The following is a 14,644-nucleotide window of genomic DNA, read 5'->3' as shown; positions in this document are numbered from 1 at the left end:
TAGTAGAGTCAAGTTAAAATTTATTTAGAATAACTTCTTGTATAAAACGACTGCCAAAATAAGCCAGTGTAAGAATAAAAGCAGCAACCATAATAGCAATAACCACAGGTTTACCACGCCAGCCTTTTTTCATATGGCCAAGCGCAATCACAGCAAAAATACACCATGCAACAAGCGATAATATCGTTTTATGGATAAATTGAGTAGCGAACATACCATCGAGAAATACAAATCCCGACAATAGTGCCAAAGTGAGTAATATAGTACCTAAGTTAACCAATTGATACAGTTGGCGTTCAACCACCATTAGTGGTGGTAAATGGCTGTGTACAATAGCTAAATCTTTACGCTTTAAGCGCTTATCAATAAAGTAAAATTGTACGCCATATAAAGTAGCAATAATTAAAATACAGTAAGCGAGTAATGATAACGAAATATGGGTTACTAAGCCCACATCAACATCAATACTTTGCAGTAAAATATGGTGTGGTATAAACAAGCTTGCCATAGTTAGTAGTGCAGCAAAGCCGTACACGACCGGCAATAATAAGGTCGCCGGAAACTTTAACGATACCGTAGTGACAGAAATCACAATAACCCAGCAGGTTAAAAGCGCCACATTGACAATACTTAAATCTTGTCCGTCTGCTCTAAAAACCGAATTTACTAACAACAGCATGTGCGCCAAAATAGCCACAGTACTCAATATAATAGTTAGCTTTTGGCTAGGGCCTTGTTGATGAAACAACCGTGAGAGCACGTAAGACGTTGCTAACACATAAAATAAACTGGCAATAATAGTTAAGCTAATAATCAGCATTGTGCTTGGGCCACTTAATTTGAGTCAAATAATTAATGATTGTTATATAGCCATTGTATTTTATAGCAAAGCAAATGCATAGACCTTAAAAAAAGAAACTCAACAAGCTGCACTTGAACACTGTATTGTAAGACACCATTTACGGTATACTGCTTTTAATTGAAATTTAATAATATTAATTCTATTAATACAGCGCACAGAGTTAAAGGCGCTTTAATTGGGTTGGTATAAACGTCTTATCGGAACCGTAATATGTTTGAGAATCTCCAAGAACGATTAGGTAAAACCTTAAAAAACATTAGTGGCCGTGGCCGCCTAACAGAAGAGAATATTAAAGACACTCTTCGTGAAGTGCGCATGGCATTTTTAGAAGCCGATGTGGCGTTGCCCGTTGTTCGCGATTTTGTAAAACAAGTTAAAGAGCGTGCGGTAGGTGTTGAAGTTACAAAAAGCTTAAGCCCAGGCCAAGTATTTGTAAAAATAGTACGTGAAGAACTCGAAAAAGCCATGGGTGAAGCCAACGAAGAGCTAAGCCTAAATGCACAACCCCCTGCTGTTGTTATGATGGCGGGTCTGCAAGGTGCTGGTAAAACCACCAGTGTTGCTAAACTGGCTAAGTTTTTAAAAGAGCGCAAGAAAAAATCAGTACTTGTAGTAAGTGCCGACGTATACCGCCCTGCAGCAATTAAGCAACTAGAAACGCTCGCTGCTGAAGTTGGTGTTGATTTTTTCCCAAGTGATATTTCGCAAAAGCCGGTTGATATAGCAACCGCAGCTATTTCTCATGCGAAAAAGAAATTTATTGATGTGGTATTAGTCGATACTGCAGGTCGATTGCATGTTGATAGCGACATGATGGATGAGATTAAAAATCTTCACAAAGCAATTAACCCAATTGAAACCTTGTTTGTTGTAGATGCAATGACAGGTCAAGATGCGGCAAATACAGCTAAAGCATTTGACGAAGCCCTGCCGCTAACTGGTGTTATATTAACTAAAACTGATGGTGATGCACGCGGTGGTGCTGCTTTATCTATTCGTCATATTACCGGTAAGCCAATTAAATTTATGGGTGTGGGTGAGCGCATTGATGCACTTGAGCCTTTCCACCCTGACCGCATAGCGTCACGTATTCTAGGCATGGGTGATGTACTTTCATTGATCGAAGAAGTCGAAATGAAAGTAGATAAAGAGCAAGCTGCCAGAGTCGCTGAAAAAGTATTTAAAGGCGCTGGTTTTACCCTTGATGACTTTGCGGATCAACTTAAGCAAATGAAAAACATGGGCGGCATGATGTCGATGCTAGATAAATTGCCAGGTATGTCTAACTTACCCGATGCTGTTAAAGGCCAAATGGGCGATAAAACCTTCATTCAAATGGAAGCCATCATTAGCTCAATGACAAAAAAAGAGCGCGCCCGCCCAGAAATCATTAAAGGGTCACGTAAAAAACGCATTGCAGCAGGTTCTGGTACGCAAGTACAAGAAATTAATAAACTGCTAAAACAGTTTACCCAAATGCAAAAAATGATGAAAAAAATGAAAGGCAAAGGTGGCATGACCAAAATGATGCGCGGCATGAAAGGTATGTTACCGCCGGGAATGATGGGTGGCGGTGGCCCTAAATTTTAAAGTTGAGTTTAGCGTTAGCTTAAACGTAACGATATAAAATATATAAAAAGGAGCAAATAGCTCCTTTTTTGTTGAATAAATTATGCGTGCTAAACGTTATTAACGCTAATTTAAAGTTGGGATCACGCTTTAACCTACTAATCTGGCTTTTAGCATCACTTCTTACTTGCATTGTTGCTAAAAACTCGTACAATTCCCCAGCTCCCCATTCTGGGGAGTAAATCTTATTAATGAAAACAGTCAATCTTTATAGAGGACGGTATGGTAACTATTCGTTTGCAACGTGGTGGCGCTAAAAAACGCCCTTTCTATCAAATTGTGGTTGCGGATAGCCGTTTCTCGCGTGACGGTCGCTTCATCGAGAAAGTAGGCTTTTTTAACCCAATTGCTGCAGGTCAAGAAGAAAAAATTCGTTTAGATTTACCACGTGTTGAACACTGGGTAGGTCAGGGCGCGTCTCTTTCAGATCGCGTAGCTAAGTTAGTAAAAGACGCTCGTAAAGCGGCTTAATAGGCGTAAGTGTAACCATGAGTCAAGAGAACACCTCATCAATAATTGTCGTAGGAAAGCTCGGTGCCCCGTATGGTATAAAGGGCTGGCTTAAGGTACATTCATTTACTGATGATCCCGCAGGGATCTTCGATTTCAGCCCGTGGTTGATAGGGCAGCAAGGTAAATGGCAGACCTTAGAAGTGGTCGACTGGCGTCGCCACAACAAAGGCTTTATCGCTAAATTTGCGCAAGTAAACGATCGAGACGAAGCAGTGGCTTATACCCACGCAGAAATCTCAATGGATTCAGCGCAATTACCAGAACTCCCGCAAGGTGAGTTCTATTGGCGAGATCTCATTGGCATGTCGGTTGTAACTGATAAAGGTTACGATTTAGGCATTGTTGATGACCTAATGGAGACAGGGTCAAATGACGTACTGGTTGTTAAAGCAAACAGTAAAGACGCATTTGGTCAAGCAGAGCGTTTAATTCCGTTTTTAACTGATACAGTTATTATCGAAGTTAAACACGACGCAAGAGAAATTACCGTAGACTGGGATCCAGGGTTTTAATGACGCAAACGAGTTCATTATGGGTAGGGGTGATAAGCCTTTTTCCTGACATGTTTGACGCTATTACAGACCAGGGTGTTACCGGTCGCGCAGTAAAAAGTGGATTAATTAATTTTAACTGCTGGAATCCGCGAGACTACGCTTTAGATAAGCATAAAACCGTGGACGATCGTCCTTACGGGGGCGGACCAGGTATGTTAATGATGGTTGAGCCATTAAAAAAAGCGATTGCCGAGGCTAAAAAAGCTGCAGGTGATGGTGCTAAAGTAATTTATATGTCCCCACAAGGGCGCAAACTAGATCAGCAAGGAGCTAGCGAACTCGCAAGCTCTAAAAAACTGATTTTGATTGCCGGTCGCTATGAAGGTATAGATGAGAGAATAATAGAGTCATACGTTGACGAAGAATGGTCAATTGGTGATTTTATTTTGAGTGGTGGTGAACTACCAGCCATGACATTAATTGACGCAGTAGCGCGATTAGTGCCTGGCGTATTAGGTCATAACCAATCAGCAGAACAAGACTCATTTTCGGATGGCTTGTTAGATTGTCCTCACTATACACGGCCAGAAACATTGGACGACAAACAGGTGCCTGCTGTATTGCTCAGCGGAAACCACCAAGAGATAGCAAAATGGCGGCTTATGCAGTCATTAGGCAGAACTTGGCTACGCCGTCCTGACTTGTTGCATAACCTAGCTCTGACTGAGGAGCAAGCGGTATTACTCGCGAAATTTCAGCAAGAGTACCAAAAAGCTTGTGGCTAGAAGACAGTTACACCTAGGAAAGTGAGAAACATAATGGCAAAAGTAAACCAAAATATTATTAAAGCGCTTGAAGATGAGCAGCTTAAAACAGACGTACCTGCATTCGGCGCTGGTGATACAGTAGTTGTACAGGTAAAAGTAAAAGAAGGTGCTAAAGAGCGTCTACAGGCCTTTGAAGGTGTTGTAATCGCTAAGCGTAATCGTGGTCTTCACTCAGCATTCACAGTTCGTAAAATTTCGAACGGTGAAGGCGTTGAGCGTGTATTCCAAACGCACAGCCCTCTTATTGATAGCGTAACAGTTAAGCGTCGCGGTGCAGTTCGTCGTGCTAAGCTTTACTATCTACGTGAGCGTTCTGGTAAATCTGCACGTATTAGAGAAAAACTTAACTAATACGCGCTGTTTATCAACGCAAAAAAACGGGTTGCATCCTTCGGGTTGCAACCCGTTTTGGTTTCTATAACATAAAATTTCAGGCTAAATACTAAAGCTTAAACCACAGCTGTCGGACTAGGAGTCGCACTGTCGTAATATTCACCAGTATAGTTAGGCTTCCTTTATTGCTAAACACAAAGTGCACCTCGATAAATTTTTATCAATATGTGTTTTAAACACCTTTTCAACTTACCCGCAGAATACGTAATAACCCAATTAACGCCAGTATGAGCATAACTTTGCTCAAGCAAAACTTAAGCTAAATATACCTAAGCCAAATAAAGCACAGAAAATAAAAATTTGGCAGATGAATTATAGTATTTAACCTTGAGCTCAGGTTATTTAAGGAAGTAGGGTGATGAAAATAGCTCAAAAAGTGGAGCCAAGTGTAACTAGGTATAACTTGAAGGGGTATTGGATGGGCAGTAAGGATTGCGGTAAGGGCGCTTTATACGACCTTACCGCGACTAAGTTATTAGGCTAGTTGAACCTATGCACAATACAAATTACTTAACGTTATGAACATGTACATCGCGTTGTGGGAAAGGAATAGAAATACCTTCTTTATCAAACGCTTTTTTCACTTTTTCTTGCATATCCCAGTAGTAAGGCCATAAGTCACCTGTTGCAACCCAAGCGCGAAACATTAAATTAACTGAGTTATCGCCAAGGTTGGCAACACAAATACGTGGTGCCGGATCTGTTAAAGAGCGCTCGTCTTCTTCAAACAGGCGTTTTAAGATAGCTTTTGCCGTATCTATGTCGTCGTTATACGAAATACCAAAGGTCATATCACAGCGGCGTTTGTCATAAATACTTACGTTCACTAGTGTCGCATTCGATAGGCTACCGTTTGGAATAACAATGCGGCGGTTATCGAAGGTATCTACTACCGTGTATAAAATTTGAATTTCGACGACTGCGCCCATAAAGCCCTGCGCTTCGATAGTATCGCCAACCTTGAACGGTTTAAAAATTAGCAACAGCACACCGCCAGCAAAATTAGCTAGACTGCCTTGCAGTGCAAGACCTATTGCCAGGCCTGCAGCACCAATCACCGCGATGAATGAGGTGGTTTCGATACCTACCATAGAGGCCACCGAAATAAGCAGCATAATTTTCACTACAGCGCTAATTAAGCCACATAAAAACTTGTTTAGTGTTGGATCTTTTTTGCCTAGTCGGTTATCTAAAACTTTAACAAAGCGGTTGATCAGCCATAGGCCAACCAGTAAAGTAATAATAGCGAGCACAAATTTTGGTGCGTAAGTCATAACGAGTGATATGGCTTGGTCTATTAATTGTGAAGCGTCTACATCTGTTCCTAAAACTTCTTCCATTTTATGGATCCTGTTTATTTTAATTACTATATGAATAATATAAGAATAAACGTGATAACTCTACTATGCAACAAATGCAGGCTTTTTAGCTTGCTAATTTACTTTTATTGACTGCGGCTTTTAGGGTAAATAATTAATATTTACTTTAAAGGTATTCGTTGCTTCTCAAAGTATTGTTTTTCAATTTAACCTTTTACTTATTTAGTCTTTTATCAGGCTATTGATCCTGTTAGTATTTATCGTATTGATTAGTTTACTTTAATGTAAACTTAAGTTGTCGTTTTTGCTTTTTAAGGTGGTATGCAAGTGGCGGATATAAATGATTTAGCCCAGTTAAGAGTGGGTATTGATGAGTGTGATACACAGTTGGTGGCACTGCTGGCAAGGCGTAATTCGCTTACTCAAAAAATTGGCGCAATAAAGCAGCAAACTGGAGCGCCACTTCATGCACCCGATCGTGAAGCTGATTTATTAGCTGCAAGGCGCCAAGAAGCAATTAATCAGGGAGTAAGCCCAGAGTTAGTTGAAGATATTCTTAGGCGTATGATGCGCGAAGCATATCAGAATCAGCAAGCTAAACTTGCATGTGCTGCACCGCATTTATCACCCATTGTTATTGTGGGTGGGCAAGGTGCTATGGGGCAATTATTTGCTAAGCAATTTCAGCGCTCTGGTTACGAAGTAAAAACCCTTGATAAGCAAGATCAAGCAAACGCTGCAGCAATTTTAAAAGGCGCTAAATTAGTACTATTAAGTGTACCTATTAATGCGTTAGAAACTGTAGTTGCTGAACTACCTAAGTTAGATGAAGGCTGTTTATTGGTAGATATAACATCGGTTAAGCAAGCGCCAATTAAAGCACTAAAAGCAGCGCATAGCGGCCCAGTTGTAGGTCTGCATCCTATGTTTGGCCCAGATATTTCGCACTGGGTTAAGCAAACAGTGGTGGTGTGTGAAGGGCGTGACCACGATGTTGCACAGGGCTTGTTAGCACAGTTGCAAGTGTGGGGTTGCCAGCTAGTTGAACTTGATGCGAAAAAACATGACGAAGCAATGCAAATAATTCAGGTAATGCGCCATTTAACCACCTTTGTATATGGGCAGTTTTTAGCAAAACAAAGCCATACATTAGCGGAGTTACGTAGCTGTTCATCACCTATCTATCAATTAGAGTTAATGATGGTTGGGCGCTTATTTGCGCAATCGCCAGAGTTATATTCAGATATTATGTTAGCGCAATTTGATAACGTAGAGAGCTTACTGGCGCAGTATCAACAGACTTTTGCAGACACACTTAAAAAGTTAAAAGCAGGAGATAAGCCCGCGCTTATTGATGCCTTTGCTGATGCAAAAGCTTATTTTTCAGATTCGACAGCGCACTTTTTAACCCAAAGTCGCAGCCTGTTAAATAAAGCGAATGACGCAAAAGTGCTAGATTAAAACAGAAAAACAAAAAAGGGCTTAATTAAGCCCTTTTTACATTATAAGCTGTGCGTTATTGCGTATTTACACTCACAGCTTGGAGCGTTTCGCTTTGATAGCAGCCTAAAATACGTACATACTGGGTGTATTCTTTTAGCTCCTCTAATGCATTTTTTACTTGGCTGTCGGCAAGGTTTGCTTCTAAGTCGACGTAAAATACTTCTTCCCATGGGTTACCCGGCATAGGGCGAGACTCTAACTTAACCAAATTAATTTTATGTTGTTTAAAAATCATTAATGCATCGGCAAGTGAACCAGCCTGCTGTTTAGTGGCCATAATTAAACTGGTTTTAGTGGGTATTTGCTTTGATACCTGTAATGGCTTACGCGCTACAACAATAAAGCGGCTGTGGTTTTCGCTTTGGTTTGCTAAGTTAGATTTAATCACTTCTAGGCCTACATTTTTACCTGCTTGGGCAGAGCCAATAGCGGCACTATTTGGCGTATTTAGTGCTGATTGCAGGGCACTTGAAGTTGAGTCGCAGGTTTCGTGTTGCAGCTCACCAAGGCCTTGTAAAAAGCGGCTACATTGAGCAAACGGTTGCGGGTGAGCAAATATTTTTGTAAGTTGGCTAAGCTCAGTATCTGGGTTGGCAAGTAAACAATGTTCAACACTGTGCGTTACTTCACCAACAATAGACACTTGTGCATGTTGTAGTAAATCAAATACTTCGTTGATACTGCCTGAACTGGTGTTTTCAATAGGCAGCAAACCAAAATCGGCTTGGCCGTTTTCTACTTTACCGGTAATTTCGTCAAATGAGCTACAGCCTATTTCAACTAACTTACCTGGGCGACGGCTAAAGTATTTATGACAGGCCAACTGGCTGTATGAGCCTTGCCCACCTAAATACGTAACACGATGGGTTTCGCTTAACGCATCCGGGTTAAGGTTTTTTTGCAGCATAGCTTGTTGATGCAATACAGAGTCTTCTAAAATAGTTTGAAAAACATTATTTACGTAATAGGCGTCTAACCCTAACGATTTCCCATAACCTATCAGCTTTTCTAGAAGTGCTAATTCACGGGCTTCATCACGAATCGGTTTATTGTTCGCTATTTTATATTCCACCACACCATGGCTAATACGACGTCGTTTGGCTAGTAAAACCAGTAAATCAGAATCTATCTCATTTATATCGTGTCGAAGTGTATTTAGTACATCATTGCTCATTTGGCTTTCCTCATTCCAAAAGTATGCTGTTCATACAGCAAAAACAAAAAAGCCTCCCGGTTGGGAGGCTTTGCTATTCGATTGATTTTATCTCACAAACAGTTCAGCCTCTTCTATATAAAGAAGCTAAAAAACGAAAAAAAAGTAACTGCGTAAGTAATGTTCATGCTGATAATGTATGGAGAGTTACTGTTAATGTCAACAGCGCTTTTGTTAAATAACTTAAGCTCTGAAAAATAAATCTATCACTAGTGGCTATTTTCAAGGTTAACTGTGTTGGATTTACTTGTAATAGGCCGTGATTGTTGCATAAATTTGTCTTGTTCCCTTTGTTTTTTTTATATAGTTTACAAATAATTTATAAATATGATCTTGGATCTGGTATATTTCAATTACTGGTTCAAATAATAATAATTATTAATAATAAAAAGGTTAGCCTGTGGTGTATCGACGCCCCCCATCTCGTTTCGGGATAAACTCACTTAGCGTCAAGTTGTCATTGTTGATTTCTGCAATATGTTTAATTGCTGGAGTGTGTGCGGCCGCGTTAATGCTCAAATCTGAAGAAAAACAACTGGTTTTTGAAGAGCATGAAGTATTAAAAGAATCTAACGAATTACTTATAAAACAATTCAAAAACTTACTAAACACTAAAATTAAAGTTGCTCAGCAAGCAAATATAGTTGTGGGTGAGCAGCTATTTAGTGATCAGTCATCGTTAATAAGTAATAAAGTAAATACACTGCAATTAAATAATGACGGTACGATACGCAGTGCCTCTACTGATGGGCTTTCGGCTGCATTTATCCCACAAACTAGCTATTCACCTTTTTATAAACAATTAATATCAGACTCTGAAACGCTCTGGAAAATTATATCGCCAACACTGACTCAAGATTTTTTTAATTTTTACCTTATTACTAAAGATAACTTTATTCGCATAACGCCGCCTAACGAGGCTTTAAATGCGCCAGCTAATTATACATTTACGCAAAGTACGCGCTTTAATTACGCTAAGGCGCTTACTAATCCTCAACATAGGCCTGTTTGGTCTAAAGTTTATTACGATACTATATGGCATAAATGGGCTATTAGCTTAACGGTTCCTATTTATAAAGAGGGTGAGTTTTTAGGTGTTACTGGCAGTGACATCGCGCTAAAAACATTAATATCGCAATTGCCAATTGGCGGGAAAGAAAAACAGTTAGTGGTATTTGACAGCCAAGGGCAGTTATTAGCGCACCCCAATTTAACCCAATCAAGTTATGCACAATATGGTAAAGCAGGTAAAAAACTACTCCCTGAGGACTTTATTGATCCCACATTACAAGTAATTGTAGATGATGCGATTAAAATGCAACGGTCTGAATATGCCGACTCATTCAAATTAAATAATGAAGCGCATATTATTAATATTCATAAAATAGATGGCTTAGATTGGTATGTAGGGGTATATAAAAAACGTTCTTCAACATTCTCAGCATTAGCAGATTTAAAGATGAAGTTTTTTGGGCTATTTATACTCTATGCCATTTTAGTCGCCTTACTCTTACATCAAGCACTTTATCAGTTAGTACTTAGGCGTATACATTCTTTGGTTTATGCCGTTACAAACTTTGGTCAAGGCCAGTTACAAATAGAATTTCCAAAAGAAAACAAAGATGAAATAGGCACTCTCAACGGCTCATTTAAAGACATGACCATTGAAATTAGAAAGCTAATAGATGGGCTTAACCAGCGTATTATTGAAAAAGAAATTGCAGAAAAAGCAGCCAGGCGACTATCCAAAGCCGTGGCGTTTTCTGGTACTGGTGTGGTGATCACCGATAAAAACTTTGTCATTGAATACGTAAACCCTAAAATGCTTGAAATGACCAGCTTTTCAGAGGAACATTTTAATCGAGCGCCTTTATTAAGCATTATTGCAAGCGAAATGGCTATATTAATTGATGATATAGATGTTGATTTACGCAGTCGTAATTGTTGGCGTGGCGACACCTTAATTGAAAGCAATAATAAAGCGCCTATTTGGGTTTCTTTAAGTATTTCACCTATTCGCGAAGATGACGGAACAATTACCAGTTACGTAGCCTCTGCGCAGGATATTTCGTTTGTTAAAGAAAGCCAGCGTAAAATGGAACAGCTTGCTTATTTTGATACTTTAACAGGACTTGCTAATCGAACATTTTTTAGAATGCAGCTGCGTAAATCGATGGCGCTCGCTGAACGCGGGCATTATGCCTTTGCATTGTTTTATTTTGATTTAGATGAATTTAAACGTATTAACGATACCTTAGGCCATAATGCAGGCGATCAATTACTCGTTGAAGTTGCAAATAGATTAAAGCAACGCCTAAGAGCCGAAGATACTATTGCGCGTTTAGGCGGTGATGAGTTTGCTATATTACTCAGTGGCATTGAGCATCAAGAGCATGCAACTCAAGTGGCAAATACGATTCAAAAAACCCTTAATGAGCCTATTCAACTTGGCAGTAACGAAGTTATTATTAGTGCCAGTATTGGCATTACTATGGCCCCATACGACAGCCAAGAAGAAGACCAACTGTTAAAGCATGCCGACTTAGCCATGTATGAAGCAAAAGCAAAAGGGCGTAACACCTTTCATTTTTATAGCCAAGAGCTCAATACTGCTGCAAATGAACGCTTGTTTATTGAAAACGAGCTACGCCAAGCTATAAAAGATAAACAACTCACGGTTTATTATCAGCCGCAGATTGATAGCCGCACTCAGCTTGTAATGGGTTACGAAGCATTGTTACGCTGGTTTCATCCAACAGAAGGGGCGATTGCACCCACTAAATTTATACCTATTGCAGAAGCTACCGGTTTAATTGTTGAACTGGGAGAGTGGGTATTACACCAAGCATGTAATTTTGCAGTTAAGTTAGAGCGCCAAGGTAGAGCGAGTAATATTGCGATTAACTTATCGGCCAGACAGTTTAAAGATGCCAGCTTATTACCTACACTGAAAAAAATAATAGCCAGTACACAGGTGTCGGCTAAAAGCCTACATTTAGAATTAACCGAAAGTATGCTGATGGGCAATGTAGAAGCTGCTATAGCACAACTACATGAATTAAAGGGACTCGGGGTTTCTATTTCTATAGATGACTTTGGTACTGGTTACTCTTCATTAAGTTACTTGAAACGTTTTCCGGTGGATATTCTTAAAATTGATCGCTCATTTATAAAAGATATTCCAGATGATAATAATGATATGGCAATAACCGCGGCAATTATAGCCATGGCGCAAAAGCTAAAACTCGATGTGGTTGCCGAAGGGGTAGAAACCGTTGAGCAAGTAGAGTTTTTGAAAAATAACAATTGCTTTATAGTGCAAGGGTATTACTTTAGCCCGCCAATTGCAGAGCGCGATTTACCCATGCTTTTTGAACGATTGGAGCAAATGGCGAAGGACGAAAAATAAAATTAAATTGCGGGTTTAACCACCCGCAATTTTTACTTTAAAGGTTAAGCTTTCTAAAATAGCTTTTAGTTTATCGCGATCATCACCTTGTACTTCAATAAGACCGTCTTTTACTGCGCCGCCTTGGCCCATTTTACTTTTAAGTGTTTTAGCTAATTTTTTTAAATCATGCTCTTTAGGATCGACTCCAACTACCAGCATAACGCCTTTGCCTTTGCGTCCTTTTGTTTGGCGCTCAATACGCACAAACCCGTCTTTAAATAGTTTACCTGCAACTTCTTTCTCTGGTTTTGGTTGCTCTATTCGCCCCGTTTGTGTTGAATATACTAAGTGACTATCGCTCATCATTACCCTATACAAAAATTGAATCAAACAATGGCGTAAATAATAGCAAATTTGTGTATTGATGTTTTTATTTTTGCTAATTAGTTTTAAACAGTTATATTTGATTCAAAGAATATTAATAGGACATAATATGAGTTTAACTAAAAGTATATCGGCCGATGCAGCTACGTTAACAATACATATAAAGGGTAAGTTTGACTTTAATTTAGTGCAATCTTTTCGCCAAGCGTATGCGCAAATAGACAAAAGCATTACTAAAGTAATTATCGACCTAAGGGAAACCGATTACATGGACAGCTCAGCATTAGGTATGCTGCTAAATATGCAAAAAAGCATAGATACACAGGTCAATAAATTTGAGATCAGCAACTGCCAACCACAATTAAAAAAAATATTACAAATATCTCGGTTTGATAAGAAGTTTGATATTAACTAATGATGCATATTTTAGTTGTTGATGATCAAGCCCTTAACCGAATATTACTGCAAAGGCTATTAACACAAGAAGGCTATACAGTTTCTTTGGCGTATAATGGTGTTGCCGCTCTAAAGATACTCTCGCAAACCCCAATTGATATTGTGCTGCTTGATGTAGTAATGCCTATTATGGATGGCTTTGAAACGGCAAAAATAATAAAACAACGCTTTAACGATATTCATTTACCTATTATTTTTATTACGGCACTGGATGATCACGCCAGCTTTGAGCGTTGTTTAGCGGTTGGCGGTGATGACTTTATTCAAAAACCGTTCGAAAAAGTAATTTTACACGCCAAAATTAAAGCCCACTGCAGAACCCGTGAATTAAGTAAAAAGGCTAACCAGCAAAAAATATTACTTGAGGAGCATCAAAATCAGCGTGAGCGAGAGTATGAAATTATTGAGCATATTTTTAATAACTCCCTCGAAAATCAAGATCAATTTAAAACCCACCTCGATTTTAATTTATCGCCTGCCACCATGTTTAACGGCGATATGTTTTTAGTCGCGCAAAGTCCTATAGGTAATTTATATTGTATGCTGGGTGATTTTACCGGTCATGGTTTAGCGGCGGCAATAGGCGCTTTACCTGCATCGCGTGTGTTTTACACTATGGTTAAAAAAGGCATGGCGGTACACGACATTGCCCGCGAATTAAATTTATTATTATACAATTTACTGCCCGGACATATGTTTTGCGCTGCAACTATTATAGAGCTAAGTGCATCTGGTAAAAGTATATCGGCATGGCTAGGCGGGCTTCCCGATACTTACTTAATAGATAAGCAAGGTAACCTTAAAAAAACGCTAGAATCGCAACATATGGCATTGGGTATATTAAACAATCAAGAGTTTGAACATGAGGTTATTCACTTTGAAGTAAATGAGCAAACACGGCTTGTACTTGCAACCGATGGCATAATTGAAACAACGAATAAACAAGGTGTTTTTTTTAGTGAACAACGCTTTATCGAAACCTTAAAATTGAACCCGATGATCAGCAGCGAAAACATCGTTAATAGCGTAAGTCAGTTTGCTGATGGTACTAAACAACAAGACGATATAAGCATAGTGTTACTCAATTGTTTACCACTAAGTGTGAAGCCGGAACCCAGAGAGGCATTTTCTAAATTAGCGTTTAATATGTCATTGAGTTTAGATTCGAAGCAAATAAAAAACACCGATTCGGTTTATGATTTAGTAAATATGCTCAGCAGTATTAGTGGCTTAAAAGCACATAGAGCGAATATATTTTTACTCCTATCGGAGGCATACAATAATGCGCTTGATCATGGTGTACTTAAATTAGACTCACAATTAAAAACTCAAGATGATGGCTTTTTTAAATATTATGAATTGCGCGCAAAAAAACTTGCAGAACTTAGTAATGCAAAACTCTCTATAGAGGTAAGTTACTGCCCTGATAGCTTGAACTTATACTTTATTATTTGCGACAGCGGCTGCGGGTACACTCACCAGCAAGATACCCTATTTAATGACGCAGCTGAGTTTGGTCGCGGGCTGTCACTGCTTGACGAAATAGCACAGAGAGTGACTTATAACAGCAGTGGGAACCAAGTTGAAATGTGTTATAAGTTGAGCTAGCACTGTAAAAAAATCCATGCTAATATTTGCACACTATAGAAGTATGGATGGC

Annotated in this window: 13 protein-coding genes; 9 read left to right on the top strand and 4 right to left on the bottom strand. The window is 39.2% G+C overall.

Features of this window, described 5'->3' with window-relative positions:
• Nucleotides 1-13 precede the first annotated feature (13 nt).
• Nucleotides 14-820, bottom strand: coding sequence for a cytochrome c biogenesis protein CcsA (ccsA, locus tag J5X91_RS05795; RefSeq protein WP_011327630.1), 807 nt, complete (start codon nt 818-820; stop codon nt 14-16).
• Between the two features lie 252 nt (nt 821-1,072).
• Between ccsA and ffh the strand changes: the two genes are divergently transcribed.
• The 5 genes from ffh (at nt 1,073) to rplS (ending at nt 4,676) form a co-directional block, all read left to right on the top strand.
• Nucleotides 1,073-2,452 carry a signal recognition particle protein gene (ffh, locus tag J5X91_RS05790; RefSeq protein ID WP_011327632.1) on the top strand — a complete coding sequence of 460 codons (1,380 nt, stop codon included), beginning with the start codon at nt 1,073-1,075 and terminating at the stop codon, nt 2,450-2,452.
• Between the two features lie 261 nt (nt 2,453-2,713).
• Entirely contained in the window at nt 2,714-2,962 is a 249-nt protein-coding gene (gene rpsP, locus J5X91_RS05785) for a 30S ribosomal protein S16 (RefSeq protein ID WP_011327633.1), read from the top strand.
• A gap of 17 nt (nt 2,963-2,979) precedes the next feature.
• Complete coding sequence (gene rimM, locus J5X91_RS05780) at nt 2,980-3,516, top strand: ribosome maturation factor RimM (RefSeq protein ID WP_011327634.1); 537 nt, start codon at nt 2,980-2,982, stop codon at nt 3,514-3,516.
• A complete protein-coding gene (trmD, locus tag J5X91_RS05775) occupies nt 3,516-4,283 on the top strand; it encodes a tRNA (guanosine(37)-N1)-methyltransferase TrmD (RefSeq protein WP_208834223.1) in 768 nt (255 codons plus the stop codon). Before rimM ends, trmD begins: the two co-directional genes overlap by 1 nt.
• A gap of 33 nt (nt 4,284-4,316) precedes the next feature.
• Entirely contained in the window at nt 4,317-4,676 is a 360-nt protein-coding gene (gene rplS, locus J5X91_RS05770) for a 50S ribosomal protein L19 (protein WP_011327636.1), read from the top strand.
• Between the two features lie 548 nt (nt 4,677-5,224).
• Here rplS and J5X91_RS05765 read toward each other — a convergent pair.
• Entirely contained in the window at nt 5,225-6,058 is an 834-nt protein-coding gene (locus tag J5X91_RS05765; protein ID WP_208834222.1) for a mechanosensitive ion channel domain-containing protein, read from the bottom strand.
• 306 nt (nt 6,059-6,364) lie between these two features.
• Here J5X91_RS05765 and tyrA point away from each other — a divergent pair, with 306 nt between their 5' ends.
• Complete coding sequence (gene tyrA / locus J5X91_RS05760) at nt 6,365-7,498, top strand: bifunctional chorismate mutase/prephenate dehydrogenase (RefSeq protein WP_089368941.1); 1,134 nt, start codon at nt 6,365-6,367, stop codon at nt 7,496-7,498.
• Between the two features lie 55 nt (nt 7,499-7,553).
• On the opposite strand, the gene J5X91_RS05755 is transcribed toward tyrA, so the two are convergent.
• Complete coding sequence (locus tag J5X91_RS05755; protein ID WP_086997942.1) at nt 7,554-8,714, bottom strand: chorismate mutase; 1,161 nt, start codon at nt 8,712-8,714, stop codon at nt 7,554-7,556.
• Nucleotides 8,715-9,153: 439 nt separating this feature from the next.
• Between J5X91_RS05755 and J5X91_RS05750 the strand changes: the two genes are divergently transcribed.
• Nucleotides 9,154-12,162 (top strand): EAL domain-containing protein, encoded by a 3,009-nt coding sequence (locus J5X91_RS05750; protein ID WP_208834221.1) that lies wholly within the window; start codon nt 9,154-9,156, stop codon nt 12,160-12,162.
• A gap of 15 nt (nt 12,163-12,177) precedes the next feature.
• On the opposite strand, the gene J5X91_RS05745 is transcribed toward J5X91_RS05750, so the two are convergent.
• The gene (locus tag J5X91_RS05745) at nt 12,178-12,507 is read right to left on the bottom strand and encodes a translation initiation factor (RefSeq protein ID WP_011327641.1); all 330 of its coding nucleotides are present in this window, start codon (nt 12,505-12,507) and stop codon (nt 12,178-12,180) included.
• 130 nt (nt 12,508-12,637) lie between these two features.
• Between J5X91_RS05745 and J5X91_RS05740 the strand changes: the two genes are divergently transcribed.
• Both J5X91_RS05740 and J5X91_RS05735 read left to right on the top strand, forming a co-directional pair.
• Nucleotides 12,638-12,943 (top strand): STAS domain-containing protein, encoded by a 306-nt coding sequence (locus J5X91_RS05740; protein ID WP_011327642.1) that lies wholly within the window; start codon nt 12,638-12,640, stop codon nt 12,941-12,943.
• On the top strand, nt 12,943-14,592 hold the full coding sequence (locus J5X91_RS05735; RefSeq protein WP_208834220.1) for a fused response regulator/phosphatase: 1,650 nt from the start codon (nt 12,943-12,945) through the stop codon (nt 14,590-14,592). The genes J5X91_RS05740 and J5X91_RS05735 overlap by 1 nt, the downstream gene beginning before the upstream one ends.
• The last annotated feature ends 52 nt before the right edge of the window (nt 14,593-14,644 follow it).

It is taken from the genome of Pseudoalteromonas sp. K222D, from assembly GCF_017653575.1.
Lineage (GTDB): Bacteria > Pseudomonadota > Gammaproteobacteria > Enterobacterales > Alteromonadaceae > Pseudoalteromonas > Pseudoalteromonas nigrifaciens.
The sequence above is the reverse complement of the archived record's forward strand: the minus strand, read 5'-3'. Positions and strand labels throughout refer to the sequence as shown.

What these genes read in the sequence shown, in the direction of transcription:
- J5X91_RS05755 (WP_086997942.1), bottom strand. Translation starts at nt 8,714, where the DNA reads ATGAGCAATGATGTACTAAATACACTTCGACACGATATAAATGAGATA.
- rpsP (WP_011327633.1), top strand. Translation starts at nt 2,714, where the DNA reads ATGGTAACTATTCGTTTGCAACGTGGTGGCGCTAAAAAACGCCCTTTC.
- trmD (WP_208834223.1), top strand. Translation starts at nt 3,516, where the DNA reads ATGACGCAAACGAGTTCATTATGGGTAGGGGTGATAAGCCTTTTTCCT.
- J5X91_RS05745 (WP_011327641.1), bottom strand. Translation starts at nt 12,507, where the DNA reads ATGAGCGATAGTCACTTAGTATATTCAACACAAACGGGGCGAATAGAG.
- J5X91_RS05735 (WP_208834220.1), top strand. Translation starts at nt 12,943, where the DNA reads ATGATGCATATTTTAGTTGTTGATGATCAAGCCCTTAACCGAATATTA.
- rplS (WP_011327636.1), top strand. Translation starts at nt 4,317, where the DNA reads ATGGCAAAAGTAAACCAAAATATTATTAAAGCGCTTGAAGATGAGCAG.
- J5X91_RS05740 (WP_011327642.1), top strand. Translation starts at nt 12,638, where the DNA reads ATGAGTTTAACTAAAAGTATATCGGCCGATGCAGCTACGTTAACAATA.
- rimM (WP_011327634.1), top strand. Translation starts at nt 2,980, where the DNA reads ATGAGTCAAGAGAACACCTCATCAATAATTGTCGTAGGAAAGCTCGGT.
- ffh (WP_011327632.1), top strand. Translation starts at nt 1,073, where the DNA reads ATGTTTGAGAATCTCCAAGAACGATTAGGTAAAACCTTAAAAAACATT.
- ccsA (WP_011327630.1), bottom strand. Translation starts at nt 820, where the DNA reads ATGCTGATTATTAGCTTAACTATTATTGCCAGTTTATTTTATGTGTTA.
- J5X91_RS05765 (WP_208834222.1), bottom strand. Translation starts at nt 6,058, where the DNA reads ATGGAAGAAGTTTTAGGAACAGATGTAGACGCTTCACAATTAATAGAC.